Source organism: Cryobacterium sp. TMT2-10, assembly GCF_004403075.1.
GTDB classification, from domain to species: Bacteria; Actinomycetota; Actinomycetes; order Actinomycetales; family Microbacteriaceae; genus Cryobacterium; species Cryobacterium shii.
In genome coordinates this window covers 14,214-29,184 of the sequence record NZ_SOGW01000090.1, presented here as the reverse complement: position 1 = coordinate 29,184, position 14,971 = coordinate 14,214, and the positions used below count along the sequence as shown (strand labels likewise).

General features: G+C 69.3%; 15 protein-coding genes. 8 read left to right on the top strand and 7 right to left on the bottom strand.

The window, feature by feature from the left end:
• From E3T37_RS10910 to E3T37_RS10895, 4 genes are all read right to left on the bottom strand, one after another.
• Positions 1–1,491, bottom strand: a complete 1,491-nt coding sequence (locus E3T37_RS10910; RefSeq protein WP_134366808.1) for an alpha-amylase family glycosyl hydrolase — start codon at positions 1,489–1,491, stop codon at positions 1–3.
• 44 nt (positions 1,492–1,535) lie between these two features.
• Positions 1,536–2,813, bottom strand: coding sequence for an MFS transporter (locus tag E3T37_RS10905; RefSeq protein ID WP_134366807.1), 1,278 nt, complete (start codon positions 2,811–2,813; stop codon positions 1,536–1,538).
• A 58-nt stretch (positions 2,814–2,871) separates the two neighbouring features.
• The gene (locus E3T37_RS10900) at positions 2,872–4,461 is read right to left on the bottom strand and encodes an APC family permease (protein WP_134366806.1); all 1,590 of its coding nucleotides are present in this window, start codon (positions 4,459–4,461) and stop codon (positions 2,872–2,874) included.
• A gap of 162 nt (positions 4,462–4,623) precedes the next feature.
• Positions 4,624–5,331: a TetR/AcrR family transcriptional regulator gene (locus E3T37_RS10895; RefSeq protein ID WP_134366805.1), complete on the bottom strand. Its 708-nt coding sequence runs from the start codon at positions 5,329–5,331 to the stop codon at positions 4,624–4,626.
• A gap of 268 nt (positions 5,332–5,599) precedes the next feature.
• Here E3T37_RS10895 and E3T37_RS10890 point away from each other — a divergent pair, with 268 nt between their 5' ends.
• Genes E3T37_RS10890 through trxA form a run of 3 tightly spaced genes read left to right on the top strand, consistent with a single transcriptional unit; the run spans position 5,600 to position 7,206 of the window.
• Positions 5,600–6,373, top strand: coding sequence for a sulfite exporter TauE/SafE family protein (locus tag E3T37_RS10890; protein ID WP_134366804.1), 774 nt, complete (start codon positions 5,600–5,602; stop codon positions 6,371–6,373).
• A 52-nt stretch (positions 6,374–6,425) separates the two neighbouring features.
• Complete coding sequence (locus E3T37_RS10885; RefSeq protein ID WP_134366803.1) at positions 6,426–6,767, top strand: rhodanese-like domain-containing protein; 342 nt, start codon at positions 6,426–6,428, stop codon at positions 6,765–6,767.
• A 46-nt stretch (positions 6,768–6,813) separates the two neighbouring features.
• The gene (gene trxA / locus E3T37_RS10880) at positions 6,814–7,206 is read left to right on the top strand and encodes a thioredoxin (RefSeq protein ID WP_134366802.1); all 393 of its coding nucleotides are present in this window, start codon (positions 6,814–6,816) and stop codon (positions 7,204–7,206) included.
• A gap of 143 nt (positions 7,207–7,349) precedes the next feature.
• On the opposite strand, the gene E3T37_RS16860 is transcribed toward trxA, so the two are convergent.
• On the bottom strand, positions 7,350–7,511 hold the full coding sequence (locus tag E3T37_RS16860) for a hypothetical protein (RefSeq protein WP_160141071.1): 162 nt from the start codon (positions 7,509–7,511) through the stop codon (positions 7,350–7,352).
• Between the two features lie 212 nt (positions 7,512–7,723).
• The gene (locus E3T37_RS10875) at positions 7,724–8,038 is read right to left on the bottom strand and encodes a hypothetical protein (protein ID WP_134366801.1); all 315 of its coding nucleotides are present in this window, start codon (positions 8,036–8,038) and stop codon (positions 7,724–7,726) included.
• A 156-nt stretch (positions 8,039–8,194) separates the two neighbouring features.
• On the opposite strand from E3T37_RS10875, the gene E3T37_RS10870 reads away from it, so the two are divergent.
• From E3T37_RS10870 to E3T37_RS10850, 5 genes are all read left to right on the top strand, one after another.
• Positions 8,195–8,935 carry a TetR/AcrR family transcriptional regulator gene (locus E3T37_RS10870; RefSeq protein WP_134366800.1) on the top strand — a complete coding sequence of 247 codons (741 nt, stop codon included), beginning with the start codon at positions 8,195–8,197 and terminating at the stop codon, positions 8,933–8,935.
• Between the two features lie 81 nt (positions 8,936–9,016).
• Positions 9,017–11,206, top strand: coding sequence for a 3-hydroxyacyl-CoA dehydrogenase NAD-binding domain-containing protein (locus tag E3T37_RS10865; RefSeq protein ID WP_134366799.1), 2,190 nt, complete (start codon positions 9,017–9,019; stop codon positions 11,204–11,206).
• Positions 11,207–11,259: 53 nt separating this feature from the next.
• The gene (locus E3T37_RS10860) at positions 11,260–12,420 is read left to right on the top strand and encodes an acyl-CoA dehydrogenase family protein (protein ID WP_134366852.1); all 1,161 of its coding nucleotides are present in this window, start codon (positions 11,260–11,262) and stop codon (positions 12,418–12,420) included.
• 120 nt (positions 12,421–12,540) lie between these two features.
• Positions 12,541–14,190, top strand: a complete 1,650-nt coding sequence (locus tag E3T37_RS10855; protein ID WP_241978605.1) for an AMP-binding protein — start codon at positions 12,541–12,543, stop codon at positions 14,188–14,190.
• Between the two features lie 248 nt (positions 14,191–14,438).
• Positions 14,439–14,636, top strand: a complete 198-nt coding sequence (locus E3T37_RS10850; protein WP_134366798.1) for a hypothetical protein — start codon at positions 14,439–14,441, stop codon at positions 14,634–14,636.
• Between the two features lie 55 nt (positions 14,637–14,691).
• Here the strand turns inward: E3T37_RS10850 and E3T37_RS10845 are convergent, their stop codons facing one another.
• The gene (locus E3T37_RS10845; protein ID WP_134366797.1) at positions 14,692–14,904 is read right to left on the bottom strand and encodes a hypothetical protein; all 213 of its coding nucleotides are present in this window, start codon (positions 14,902–14,904) and stop codon (positions 14,692–14,694) included.
• Positions 14,905–14,971 lie beyond the last annotated feature (67 nt).

Sequence of the window (14,971 nt, the reverse complement as noted above, 5' to 3'; positions counted from 1 at the left end):
TCAGCGAATCACGAGGGTCCAGTCGGCGACGGCCGCCAGGGTGTCGAGCACCTGCGTGTGCCCGGCATCCGTCAGGACGATGCTCACGGTCGGCGCGCCCACCGTGGTGGTCACGGCGAGTCGCGCGGTGGCGTCGTCGTGCGACCAGCGGAGCTCGAGGGCGTCGTCGCCGGTGACGCCCCAGGAGAAGTCACCGTCGAACGCGGGGTGGGTCGACCGCAGCCGGGCGAGGCCGAGCTGCGCCCGGGTGATGTCGGTCGTCAGGGCCTGCTCGATCTCCCCGGCCGTGTAGACGTGGCGGTTCACGTCCCGCCCGTTGCCGGTGCGGGCGAACAGTGCGGAGTCGTCGAGCCCGCCGAGGAGGCCGACGTAGTAGACCTGCGGGCGACCGGGCAGGAAATGCTGCACGGCGCGGGCCAGGAAGTAGGGCAGGTCCTCGCCGCCGAGCACGCTGAAGAACGTCGCGTTGATCTGGTGCGGCAGGGTGAACCACTCGGGCACCACGGATGCGATCGTGGAGTGGCCGGCCGTGGCCGTGTGCGCCCGCGCGAAGATGTCCACCATGTCGTCGTGGGTCAGCAGGCCGGGCTTCGTTCCGATCGGACCCGCGTCGATGATGCCGATGCCGTCGTGGGTGTCGAGCACGGTGATCGCGTTCTCCGGCCGGATCTCGAACCAGCGGGCGAGCCGGTCCACCGTTCCGGTGCCCAGCGAGTGCAGGAGCAGCGGCGCGAGCGCGAAGTCGTAGACGCGGTCCACGATCGGGGCGATCGCGAGCTGCTGGCTGTAATGCGCGTGCACCTCGACCAGCACCTCCAGCTTCTCCTCGTGCGCCATCTCCACGACCGTGCGGGCGAACGCGAGGGTCTGCTCCGTCATGAAACTGTCGGTGCCCGGCGTCTTGACGGCGTACCCGACGGCATCCAGGCGCACGGTCGTGACCCCGCCGCCGGCCAGCGTCTTCAGCACCCGGGCCAGGTAGGCGAGGGCCGCGGGGTGGTGCACGTCCAGGTCGACCTGGGTGGGCATGAAGGTCGTCCAGACCAGGTGGCGACTGCCGTCGGCGCCCTGGTAGGCCGAGAAAGGGAGGCCGGGCCGCGGCCGGTAGAACGCGGTGATGTCCTTCTCGGTGCCCCCGTGCGGGAAGACGGTGTCGAAGGTGAGGAACATGCCCTCGTAGGCGGAGGCGGTGCCGCGGGCGAGCCAATCGACGAATTCGACCGAGGAGGAGGAGACGTGGTTGACGATCAGGTCCGCTGTCAGACCGCGCGTGCCGGCCAGGCTGCGCATGTCGTCCCAGGTGCCCAGGCGCGGGTCCACCGCGGCATGGTCGATCGGGTCGAAGCCGGCATCCGCTCCGTCGAAGGGAACATAGAACGGCAGCACGTGCACGCTCCCGAAGGCCCGCAGCGGCCCGTCGAGCAGTGCCCGCAGATCGTGGATGGTGCCACCCAGACGGTCGGCGTAGACGAGCAACTCGACATTGGTCATGGTGCACTCCCTGTTCGTTCCGGCACCGCACGAGCAGTGACGATTCAGAAGTTACGACACCCGCTCGGCAGTGCAATTCCGGCGCGACCGCGGGGGAGCAGAGCCAGCGTGAGGGCTCCGGCCAGGGCGGCGAGGCCGGCCACCATGCCCGCGGTGCCCAGCCAGCCGAAGCTGACGAAGAAAACCCCGCCCAGCCAGCCGAACAGGCTCGAGCCGGCGTAGTACGAGAAGTTGTAGAGCGACGAGGCCTGCGCGCGCCCGGTGGTGGCATCGCTTCCGGTCCAGCCGGAGGCGATCGCGTGCGCGGCGAAGAACCCCGCGGTGGCCACGACCAGGCCGATCAGCACCGGCAGGACCGCGGTCGTCAGGGTCAGGAGCACCCCGGTGACCATGACCGCGATCGAGACGAGGAGAACGGCGCGGCGACCGAACCGGGATGCGAGGATGCCGGCCTGGGCCGAGGACCACGTGCCGGCGAGATAGGCGATGAAGACGAGGCTGATCAGGGTCTGCGGCAGGTTGAACGGCGGTGCTGCGAGCCGGAAGCCGAGGTAGTTGTAGAGGGCGACGAAGCCGCCCATCAGGAGGAACCCCTGGGCGTACAAGGCCAGCTGCCGCGGTGAGCGGAGGTTGACGGCGAGCAGGCGATGGAGGCTCTCCGCGGGGTTTCGCGCACGCGCCCGTCGCGGAACGAAGCCCCGCGGTTTCGGGGCGAGGGCCACGAACAGTGCAGCCGCGACCGCGCAGAGGACTGCCACGGAGAAGACCCCGATGCGCCAGTTCGACAGCTCGGCGACGGGTCCAGCCACGAGCCGGCCGAGCAGACCGCCGATGGTGGTGCCTGCGACATAGGTGCCGGCCGCGCGCGCGGCGTGGCCGGGCGTGATCTCTTCGCTGAGATAGGCGATGGCGATGGCGGGAACGCCCCCGATCATCAGGCCCTCCAGCAGTCGCCCGGTCAGGAGCAGCGGGAAGGTGGGCGCGAACGGCACCACGAGCCCGAACACGGTGGCCGCCGTGACGGCGACGGTCATCGCCCGCACGCGACCGATGTGGTCGGCGACCGCCGACCACGGGATGACGCCGATCGCCAGGCCCACCGTGGAGGCGGAGACCACGAGGGCGGCGGTCGCCGCGCCGACGTGCAGGTCCGCTGCGATCTGGGGCAGCGTCGCCTGGGGCGAATAGAGCTGGGCGAAGGTCGCGATGCCGGCGAAGAACAGGCCGGCCAGGAGCCGGCGGTAGTCGCGGCTGCCGCGGGAGTGCCCCGTCCAGGCGCGGGGCAGCCCGGATGCCGGGGGAGCGGAGCGGGGTGCGGTCATTGCTGCACCCACGCTACGCCAGAGCGCGCTCCACCCCCGCCGTGAGGCCGGCCGGCCCCTACTCGGGCACGACCAGTGCGGGAGTGTCCTGGCGCAGGGTCTCACCGCGGAAGAAGCTCGGCTGGCGCCAGTAGGTCAGGCCCATCACGGCGACGCCCAGGAGCAGCAGTCCGACGCCGATCACGAAGACCAGCCCGATCCCGAAGACCTCGGAACCGCTTCCGAAGTCGGGGCTCCAGCTGCTCACCGCGGTCTGAACGAAGACGATGCTGAGCATCAGGCCCCCGAGTCCCGGGACGAGCAGGCGCATGAAGAAATTTCGGATGCTGCTGAACAGGCTCTGCCGGAAGTACCAGACGCAGGCGAAGGAGGTGAGCGCGTAGTAGAAGCAGATCATCAGGCCCAGGGACATGATGGTGTCGTTGAGAACGTTGACGCTGATGATCGTCATGACCGCGTAGAACCCGCCCGCGATGGCGCCGGCGGCGATCGTGGCGTAGCCGGGGGAGCCGAACCGCTTGCTGATGCTGGCGAACTTCGGCGGGAGCGCGTTGTAGTGGGCCATCGCCAGCAGTGTCCGTGCCGGCGATGTCATCGTGGACTGCAGCGAGGAGGCGGAGCTGGCCAGCACGGCCAGGGACATCAGAACGGCGAGCGGCCCCATGATCGGCGACGCGATGGCCGCGAAGATGTTGCCCTGGTTGTCCGGGTTGCTGAGCCCGATGCCGTCGACACCGATGCCGGACACCATCATGGTCGCCACGATCAGAGCGAGGTAGAGCCCGAGCACGACGAGCGCGGTCAGGGTTCCCGCCTTGCCGGCCGTCTTCTGGCCGCCCTTGGTCTCCTCGTTCATGGTGAGGCAGACATCCCAGCCCCAGTAGACGAAGATCGCCAGCGAGATTCCGGCGGCGAACTGGCTGAAGCTCTGCACCTGGGTGGGATCGAACCACTCCCAGCTGAAGGGGATGGCCGTGGTCGAGGCGGCGGCGCCGGCGCCGATCAGGGCCGAGACGGTGAAGATGCCGAGCACGACCAGCTGGAACCCGACCAGGCCGTACTGCACGAGCTTCGTGGCGTGCAGGCCGCGGTAGCTGACCCAGACGGCGAGGGCGACGAAGGCCAGGCAGGTGATGATGTTCACCGCGGTGTTGTCGGCGAGGTCGGCGAGGGCGGGATTGCCGGAGACCTCGCCGAGGAAGACGTAGAAGAAGCTGACGGCGACGCCGGCCAGGCTGGAGAGCACGATGATGTTGGCGGCGAGCATGCCCCAACCGCCCATCCAGCCGACGAACGGTCCGAACGCCTTGGTGGTCCAGGTGAACGACGTTCCGCTGTCCGGGGAGTCGGCGTTGAGCTCACGGTAGGCCAGTGCCACCAGGATCATCGGGATGAAGGCGACGATGAAGATCGCCGGAACCTGGAATCCGACCTCGCTCACGGTCGCACCGAGCGAGCTGGTCAGGCTGTAGGCGGGGGCGACCGAGGAGACGCCCATCACGACGACGGCCAGCAGGCCCAGCTGCCCGCCCTTGAGTCCCTTGCCCGTGATGCCGTGGCGGGTGCCCGCCGCGTCGTGGATCTGAGCGCTGTGCGCGTGAGCGGGGGTGCCCGGAGCCGGTGCGGCCCTGGTGGAAACTTCGGTCATGATGACTCTTTCGGGAAGCAGGGCGCGCGCGTCAGCTCTGACGAGGCGTCGTGGGGAGGGGGTTTGTGACTCAAAATGAATTGAGTTCGTTTAGTTTGGGTGTGGACCTGCGAGATTGCAAGCGAATGAAGAAAACTGCCTGCAGATCGTTGCCGAGGCGGATCAGTCGGCCGAGGCCTTTTGCCGGGTCGAGTCCAGTTGGGCCAGGAGGGCGTCCAGGCCGAACCGGAACGCGACGTCGGCCGGCTCGCCGGTGTCCCGGTCCTGGGCGGCGACCGCGGCGGTGAAGGTCGGGCTGGTGCCGGACAGGTCCGCGGTGTCGAAGATGTCGGCGGGGGCCGTGGCGTCCAGGGCGGAGCCGAAGATGAACGACTCCAGGGCAACGATGCCCGGCACGATCAGGGCTGCCGGTACCCCGGCTGCGGCCAGGCCGACGGCGACTTTCTCGTACATCTTCAGGGTCTCGGGGGCGCCGGCGACGGGCAGCACGGCGACGATGGGAATCAGGGGAACGTGGCCGGCGAAGACGTCACGGTAGGACCAGGCCCAGCGGCGCACCGCGGCGTCCCACGGCTCCGCGGTGAACCCGCTGACGTCCACTTGGGTCATCACGTGGTCCTGTAACCATCGCAGTACCTCCTGCTTGGAGGTGACGTGGTTGTAGAGGGCCGACGGGGCTACGCTCAGGCGCCGGGCCAGGCTCGACATCGTGAAGGCGCCGTAACCCTCGACTCCGATCACGGTCAGCGCCGCCTCGGTGATGAGCTTCCGGGACAAAACGTTTTCGTGCGGTCGTCCGGCTCGGCGCTGACGGCCCGCGGACTCCTGCCCGGTGGCGGCCGATGGTGCGGCGGGCGATCCGTCTGCCATGGTGGGGGCTCATTTCCGGGTGGGGGAGACTGGCCTGAGATCGGCGGCCAGCAGCGGGATACACGCTACGCCACCGGGCTTCTTGCATACCCCCAGGGGTATGTGCGAGACTGGGGCGATCCACCGCATCCGTTGCGGTCGGCTGACTCCGGAGGATACCCATGATCGTGAAGCAGTACTACATCGGGTGTCTCTCGCGCGGCGGCCGACGCTCCAGCGTGGCCCCGAACGCCTGGGCCGCACTGCGCGTGCCGGCGCACGCCTGATCATGGGGGTACTTCTCCTCGCCCTGCCGCTCGGACTGCTGGTCGGCGGCCTGCTCGGGCTCGTCGGGGCCGGCGGCTCGATCATCGCCGTCCCCGCCCTCGTCTACGCGCTGGGGCTCAGCCCCGCCGAGGCCATCCCCTCCTCGCTGATCGTCGTGGGCCTGGCCGCGCTGGTCGGGGTGCTGCCGCGCATCCGTCAGGGCGTCGACTGGAGCACGGCGACGATCGTCGCGCTCGCCGGCATCCCGGCCGCCTGGCTGGGTGCGGCCGTCAACCGGATGCTCGACCCGAACCTGCTCATGCTCGTGTTCGCCGCCCTGATGGTGATCGCCGGCATCCGGATGATCCCGAAGCGGGGCCAGGCGGCCGTTGTGAGCCCCGAGCGCCGCAACCTGCGCACCCACGTGCCCCGGGCCCTGCTGGTGGGGGCGCTGGTGGGGTTCCTGACCGGCCTGCTCGGCATCGGCGGCGGTTTCATCATCGTGCCGGCGCTGACCCTCGTGCTCGGCCTGGGCATCGGAGTCGCCGTGGGCACGTCCCTCGTGATCATCGTGATCAACTCGGCCGCGGGACTGGCCGCGTACGCCAGCACGCTGGCGCTGGACTGGCCCCTCGTGCTGACCTTCGCGGGAGCCGCCATCGCGGGCTCGCTGGTCGCCGCCCGATTCGCCACCCGGCTCTCCGAACGCAAGGTCAAAGCCACCTTCGCCGGCGTCGTGCTGGTCGTCGCCGCCGGGGTGAGCGTGGCCAGCGTCTACGCCCTGGTCACCGGCTGAGCTCCGCACCTGCACCCGCACCCGTTTCTTCATCACCGAAAGGACCCGTTCCATGGGAATGCTCGACTCACTCAAGGCCATCTTCACCAAGCCCTACAAGACCATCGGGGTGGCAGAAGCCAAACAGCTGATGGCCTCGGGGGCGACCCTGGTCGATGTGCGCAGCCAGGACGAATGGCGCAGCGGACATTCGCCGCAGGCCAAGCACGTGCCGCTGGACCGACTGCAGACCAGCACGGCCGGCATCCCCAAACACCGCCCCGTCGTGGCGATCTGCCGGTCCGGCGCGCGCTCCGCCTCCGCCGCCCGGCTGCTGGCCGAGAAGGGGTATGTGTCGTATTCGGTGCGCGGCGGCATGGGCGCCTGGCGCCAGGCCGGCGAACAGGTGCGCTGACCGGCGCGACTGACCCGTTTCACCTCACGAGAAAGAAGGAAGCCGAATGGCCACACTCACTCTGACCGACGCCACGTTCAACCAGACCGTGGCCGACAACGACATCGTCCTGGTGGACTTCTGGGCGGCCTGGTGCGGACCGTGCCGGTCCTTCGCGCCGACCTTCGAGGCCGGCTCGGAGCAGCATCCGGATGTTGCCTTCGGCAAGGTCGACACCGAGGCCCAGCAGCAGCTCGCCCGCACATACTCGATCTCGTCGATCCCGACCCTGATGGCGTTCAAGGAGCAGATGCCGGTCTTCTCCCAGGCGGGAGCGCTGAACCCGACCCAGCTCGAGACGCTGGTGCAGGCGCTGAAGACCCTCGATATGGACGTCGTGCGTGCCCGGCTCGCCGCGCAGGCGGCCGCGCCACCCGCTTCGCAACCGACCGCCCCGTAGCCCCTAACCAATTCGACGGAGATTCTCGCTTAAAACCTGTGTTCCTGAGCGTTTGAGGCCGTTTCGGGCAAAATCTCCGTCGAATTCGTTCACGCCGGAGACGTGGTCGGGGACATGGTCGGTGCAGACGGGGCTGCGGGCTTCTAGCGGGCGTCGTGGGCGCCGAGGTTCGTGGAGTGCTTCTCGGTGCCGCATTCCTCGCACTGGAACCAGATTTCCTCATCCGCCAGCGTCTCGCCGGCTGGAGCGCGCGTGCGCATCCGCCCGTGGCATGCCTTCTTCACGCAGGGGGGACTGAACTCCATGCCGACCTTCTTCTTTTGGACTGCGTCACAGTGCTGGGGGGGAGCGCTCTCAGGCGAGAAGAAACGTGAGAGTCAGCGCACCGGATGTCCTGTCCAACCCCTCCGGGTCCGTGAATGGCGACGAGGGTGCATGACAGGCTGCCCGAAACGTTACCCCGGATTCGCGCCCGAGACCAGAGTGGGTTTCCGGGGAGTGCGCTCCAGCCGGCGGCTCACCTGCTGAACAGGAGGGGAAGTGTGTTCGTGAGAACGCCGAAGGCCAGCACCGTCGCCCCGATCACGGCCGGGATGAGGCCGGAGGACGCGCCCAGGCGCCGCGCCCGGAAGCCGAACCACATCGCCGGGACGGTCGGCGCGATCAGGACCAGCACGGCGGGAATACCGGCCAGCAGCAGGACTCCGATCGGGATCGGCGATTCCGTGCCGCTGTCGTAGCCCTGGAGGCTGAGCAGGGCGTCGCCGAGGATCATGGCCGCGACGAAGGAGACCGGCAGCACCGCCACGCAGATCCACGCGTAACGAACCATGCGACGGCCCTCGACCGGCGCGCGGTGGGCCGGAGGGTGGACGCCTCGATCAGATATGGACATGCTGCTCCCGTCGTCCGTCCCAGAATGCCCGGAAGGCGCCGCCCGGTCTAGGCTCCGCGGAACCCGGGAGTTCCGTGCTAATTTCGCCAGACTATGTCCGTACTTCCCGAGGGATCCTCCCCTCCTGCCGACGCGTCCCGGCAGCACCGACCGCTCTCCCGGGTGGCTGTCGCCGATATCGCCGTGCGCCTGTTCCTCGAGCAGGGCTATGAGGCGACGAGCACCGTGGACATCGCCGAGGCGGCGGGGGTCTCCCGCAGCACCTTCTTCCGGCAGTTCCGCTCGAAAGACGATGTGATCTTCGCCGACCACGATGAACTGATCGCGCTGATCGGCGCCTACTTCACGGCCCCGCACGACGATCCCTGGCGTGCCGTCACCGAGGCCGCCACCATGGTCTTCAAGCGGTTCCGCGAACGCCTGGAGATCGTGCGCATCCGGGACCAGGTGGTGCGGCAGACCCCCGTGCTGCGAGACCGGGAAACCATCATGGCGATCCGGTACGAACGCATTTTCGCCAGCTATCTCCGCGCCGCAGTCCCCGATGTTCCGGCCCTGACGACGATTCGATTCGCGGCCGCAGTGACGGCCACGCACAACTACGTTCTGCGCCGGCTGATCCGCGGCGCCGAGCAGGTCGGGACCGACGCGCTGGATGCCGAGCTGGCGGAAGTCAGTCGTCTGTTCCACCCGGATGGGGTCGCGAACGGCCGTGGCAAAACGCAGACGGATGCCGTGATCGTCGCCGTTTTCCCGGCGGCCACACCGCCGGGCGCGGTGGCCCGCGCCATCGAGGCGCAGCTCCGTTCCGCCTCCGTAGCGCCCTCGGCGTGAGACTGAGTATCACTTGACCTGAGACTGAGTCTCAGGTACAACTTGTACTTACGCATTTCATGACCGGCGCAAGGGGGCACCGTGCACAATGGGCTGAGCACACAAGTCGACGTCAGCAACCGAACCGTCGGTGGCCGCCGATTCGCCCTGGTGGCCTTCAGCCCTCCTCCCGGCGCACTCCTCTCCTGGACCTGGGACGCGCTCACGGCCCTGCGCGACGCGGTGGACTCGCTCGACGCCGGCCAGGTGGACGCCGTCGCCTTCACCGGCGAGGGGGCCATCTTCGGGGCCGGCGCCGATCTCGGCCCGTTCCGGTTCGCCACCTCCCGGTCAGACGGCGAACGCATCGCCCGCGAGGGCTACTCGGTGCTGGACCGGATCAGCCGGCTCGGCCTGCCGACCTTCGCCTTCATCAACGGCACGGCCCTGGGCGGCGCCCTCGAACTCGCACTCCGCGCCGACTACCGCACCGTGGCCCGCTCCGCCCGTAGCATCGGCCTGCCCGAGGTGCGGCTGGGGCTGGTGCCCGGCTGGGGCGGCCTCTCCTCGCTGAGCGAGCTGATCGGGGTCGCGGATGCCGCCGACATCGCGGTCACCCGGTCGCTGTCCGGGCGACACCTCGCCGCCGGAGAGGCCCTGCGGCGAGGCCTGGTCGATGTGGTCCTGGGCGACGAGGACTTCGTCACGGATTCCCTCGCCTGGGCGGCGGAGGTGCTGGCCGGAACGGAGACCCCCGCCCCGACGGCGGCCGCGACCGCCGCGGCATCCGTGGCACGGCCCGGATCGCGCCCCGCCTCGTGGGACCCGGCCGACGTGCGCGCCGCCGTGGCCAGGCGGATCCCCGGGGCCATCCCGGCCGTCGACGCCGCACTCACCCTTCTGACCACCTGGCAGGCCGGCACCCGAACGGCCGCCGAGACCCGCGGGTCCGCCGCCGGCACCGCCGGTACAGCCCACGCCGGACCCTCCACCCGCACGGAGCAGCGGCTCGCCGGCGGCGGCGACCCGGTCGCGGCCGAGACCATCGCCGCGTTCGGCACGCTGCTCTACAGCGACGAGTGCCGGGCCAGCATCTACGCCTTCTATGCCCTGCAGGCCGCCCGTAAGCGCAGCCGCCACGGCGGGTCCGGTGAGTCGGCCGCCGCGGTCGGCGTGGTCGGCGGCGGGCGCATGGCCACCCAGCTCGCGCTCGTCTTCGCCGAGCGCCTCGACGTCCCCGTGCTGATCACCGACCTCACGCCCGACCGGGTCAGCCAGGCCATCGACTGCATCGCCGACCAGCTCGAACGGGCCGTCGCCCGGGGCACGATGACGGATGCGCAGAGCGCCCGCGTCTCCGCCCTGATCAGCGGCACGACCGACGTGGCCGACCTGTCCGGCTGCGACATCGTGATCGAGGCGGTCTTCGAAGACCTGACCGTCAAACGGGACGTCTGGGCCTCGATCGAGGCGGTCGTGAAACCGGGCGCTTTACTGCTCACCAACACCTCCTCGCTCTCGATCGCCGACCAGGGCGCACACCTGCTCCACCCGGAACGCCTGGTCGGGTTCCACTTCTTCAACCCGGTCGCCGTGCTGCCCCTGGTGGAGATCGTGCGGGCGCCCGACACCAGCCAGGAGACCGTCGAGGCGGCCTTCACCCTCGCCGGCCGCTTGGGCAAGACGGCCGTGCTCGTGGCCGACTCGTCCGGGTTCGTCGTCAACCGCCTGATCACCCGCTGGTTCAGCGACGCGCTCGCCCTGATCGATGCCGGTGCGGACGCGCAACTCGTGGACACCGCCCTCGTCGGCGACGGCTTCCCGATGACGCCGCTCGCCCTCATCCGTCACATCGGACCGGCCGTGCAGCTGCACATTCTCGACACCATGGAGCAGGGCTTCGCCGACCGGTTCACGGTCAGCCCGAGCCTGCGCCGGATCGTGCAGCTCTCGCTGCCCAGCTACGTCGGCCCCGACGGCGTGCTCACGCCGGCGGCCGCCGCGGCCGTCGCGGAGATCCTGCCGCCCGTCGACGCACGTCCGGTCGTGCCCGGCAGCCAGGCGGACGTGCGCCGGCACCTGCTGCACGGCCTCGCCGACGAAGCCGGGCGGATGCTCGCCGAGGGCACCGTGCAGACGGCCGCCGACATCGACGCCTGCATGATCCTCGGGGCCAACTACCCGCACCACACCGGCGGGCTGACCCCGCTGCTCGACCGGTCGGGGGCCTCGATGTCCGCGCACGGCGTCCTCTTCCACCCGGCCGGGGTGGCCACCGTGGCCACCCGCTGAACCCCTCGCCTGTCCTCCACGAAAGGGAAACCGTGCCCGACTACGACGTCTCCATGCCCCTCGACACCGACTACTACGGTGTGTTCGCCGACGTGCCCGCCGCCGACCGGGCCTTCTGGGACCGCGCCCGCACGTTCGCCACGGAGACGCTGGACGAACTGACCGAGGCCTGGGACAAGGCCGAATACCCGATCCACCTGGCCCGCCGGCTCGGCGAACTCGACCTGCTCACCGACGGGGTCGAGGGCCCGGGCCTGACCGAGATGTCGCCGCTCGCCGCCGGCCTCGTCAACATGGAGATCTCCCGCGGCGACGGCTCGATGGGCACGGTGGTCGCGGTCCAGGGCGGACTGGCCCTGCGCAGCATCGCCCTGTTCGGCAGCGATGCGCAGAAGGAACAGTGGCTGGTGCCGCTCGCCCGAGCCGAGAAACTCGGGGCCTTCGCCCTGACCGAGCCGGACCACGGCTCCGACTCGGTGGGCCTGGAGACCACGGCGCACCGCGACGGCGACGAGTGGGTCATCAACGGAGAGAAGAAGTGGATCGGCAACGGCTCGGTCGGCGACGTGACCGTCGTCTGGGCCAGGGACGACGACGGTAACGTGCGCGGTTTCCTGGTCGAGCAGGACACCCCCGGCTATCGCGCGGAGGCGATCACCGGAAAGGGATCGCTGCGCGCCATCCATCAGGCCCGGATCTGGTTCGACGACGTGCGGGTGCCGCTCGACGCCGTCCTGCCCGGTTCCCGCACGTTCAAGGATGCCTCCGCGGTGCTGTTCGCGACACGGCTGGGGGTGGCGTGGTCCGCTCTCGGCCACGCGACCGCCGTCTTCGAGGCGGCCCTGAACTACTCGACCCAGCGCATCCAGTTCGGCAAGCCGCTCGCCGGCTTCCAACTGGTGCAGGAGCGCCTGACCATCATGCTGTCCCAGCTCACGTCGATGCAGCTGCACTGCCTGCGCCTCGCCGAACTCGACGCCGCCGGCACGCTGCGGCCGATCCAGGCGTCGCTGGCGAAGTACCACAACACCCGCGCCGCGCGGGAGATCGCGGCCATCGCCCGCGACATGCTCGGCGGCAACGGCATCCTGCTGGAGAACCACGTCATCCGGCACCTGGCCGACATCGAGTCCATTCACACCTATGAGGGCACCGAAAGCGTGCAGTCCCTCCTGATCGGGCGCGACCTCACCGGGATCAGCGCCTTCCGCTGATTCACCGCGCTTCACCGCACTTCACCGCACTTCGCTCGGCGATTTGCTCTGCCGATTTCGCTCTGCCGGCACGAATCTCTCGCACGACACGCGCACCAAACGACGGACAAGGGAGTCCCCATGTTTGAACAGATGACGACGCTCGAGCCCGCAGCCGGGCTAGCCAACGATTCCCCGCTCACCCCGCTGCGATTCCTGCAGCGGTCGGCGGAGGTCTACCCGAACAAGGACGCCATCCTCTACGGCAGCCGCCGCTACAGCTACACCGAGTTCAAGGCGGCGGCCGAACGGATGGCGCGGGGCATCCGTGCCCGCATCGCACCGGGTGACCGGGTCGTGTTCCTGGCCCCGAACGTGCCGGAGATGCTGATCGCGCACTTCGCCGTGCCCCTGGCCGGCGGAATCCTGGTGGCCCTCAACTCCCGGCTGGCCCGGCCCGAGATCGAGTACGTGCTCAAACACTCCGAGGCGTCACTCTTGTTCGTCGACGCCGAGCTGGCCGCCACGGTCGGCGACGCCCGGCCGTCCTCGAAGTTCCTTCGCGGCGTGATCGAGATGGCCGACGCCGAATTCGGTCTCGCCGCGAGCGGGCTGGACTTCGGCCAGCAGACCCTCGAGTCCTTCCTGGCCGACGGCGACGCCGCCGCCCTGACGGATGCCCGGCCGCTGCGCTGGGACGTCGACGACGAGCGGGCGCCGCTCACCATCAACTACACGTCCGGCACGACCGGCAAGCCCAAGGGGGTTGTGTACTCGCACCGCGGTGCCTACCTCAACTCGTTCGGCGAGGTCTTCCACAATTCGTTCACGAGCGCATCCGTGTACCTGTGGACCCTGCCGATGTTCCACTGCAACGGCTGGTGCACGCCCTGGGCTGTCACCGCGGCCGGGGCGACCCACGTGTGCCTGCGCGCCGTGCGCGCCGACAGCGTGTGGGGCGCCATCGACACGCTCGGCATCACCAATCTCTGCGGCGCCCCCACGGTGTGCAGCCTGATCGCGAACGCCCCCCAGGCGCACGAGCTGGACCGGCCGCTCAGCATCACCACGGCCGGGGCGCCGCCCGCGCCCAGTGTGATCGAGCAGCTGGAGCGGCTGAGGGTGAACGTCGTGCACGTGTACGGGCTGACCGAGGTCTACGGGCCGTACACGATCTGCGAATACCAGCCGGAGTGGGACGACCTGCCCGCCGATGAGCGTGCCCGAAGGATCTCGCGCCAGGGCGTCGGGATGCTGCAGGCCGAGAGCGCCCGGGTGGTCGACGAGTTCATGGTCGACGTGCCGAAGGACGGGGTCACGATCGGGGAGATCGTGCTGCGCGGCAACAACGTCATGCTCGGCTACTACCGGGATCCGCAGGCGACCGCCGAGGCGTTCCGGGGCGGCTGGTTCCACACCGGTGACCTGGGCGTGATGCACCCCGACGGCTACCTCGAGCTGCGGGACCGGGCCAAGGACATCATCATCTCCGGCGGTGAGAACATCTCCTCGATCGAGGTGGAGAATGCGATGCTCTCGCACCCGACCGTGCTCGACGTGGCCGTGGTAGGCATCCCGCATGAGAAGTGGGGCGAGCGTCCCAAGGCCTACGTGGTGCTCCGGCCCGACCACGCCGCCACGGCCGTCGACCTGCTGACGCACACGCGCTACCTGATCGCGAGCTTCAAGGTTCCCGACGACGTGCAGTTCGTCGAGACGCTGCCCCGCACGGCCACGGGCAAGGTCATGAAGATGATGCTGCGCGACCTGCACCTCGAGCTGGAGCAGTAGAGCGCATCCGTCGCGACGGTCTGATCGGGCCGCCGCCACCAATTCGGTAACGGAAGTGACCAATGCTCGGGTTCGTGCTGGCAATCGCGACTCACCCCCGTACGCTGTCAAAAACAGAACCAGCCTCGCACGGCCCTGCACGGAGCAGGATCACCAGCGCGGAGTGACGACTGGCCCGCTGAAAACCGGGTGAACCACCAGAACCACCGAAGCGGAAACGCAGCGGCAGAACCAGGAAACACGCAGCCATGACCGACGACGAACTCCTTCTCGAAACCGATTACACCAGCTATGCGAACTCGTGCCGTGACCCGCACATCACCCCGGCGAACGACCTGGTCGAGTGCCGGCGCCAGAACGGCCACGACGACACCCACGCCACCCGGGCCGGCCGGAACGCCATTCGCTGGTCCGGATACACCGGCCAGGCTCCGCACGCCGCCTGACGCTTTCCCGGCTTCGGTTCCCGGCGAACCGGGACCCGGCCGGGACCGGCGAGGCTCAGGCCAGCAGGCCGGAGGGTGCCGCGGCGGCGGGCCGGGCACTGGGGGACCACGAGTGCATCTCCTTGATGTCCCCGTGTCGAGCGAGCTGGCAGTCGGTTTCGTGCACGATCTCCGGCCAGACGAAATTGTGGTCATCGCGGATGGTGGCCGTGCCGTAGACCCCGCAGTCCCGGCAGTACGCGATCGAAACCCAGTCGGTGTCTTTCATCACTTAAGGGTGAGCCACGACCGGCGGTCCCGGCAAGAGTCCGGGGCACAAATCCTTGATTTCGTGA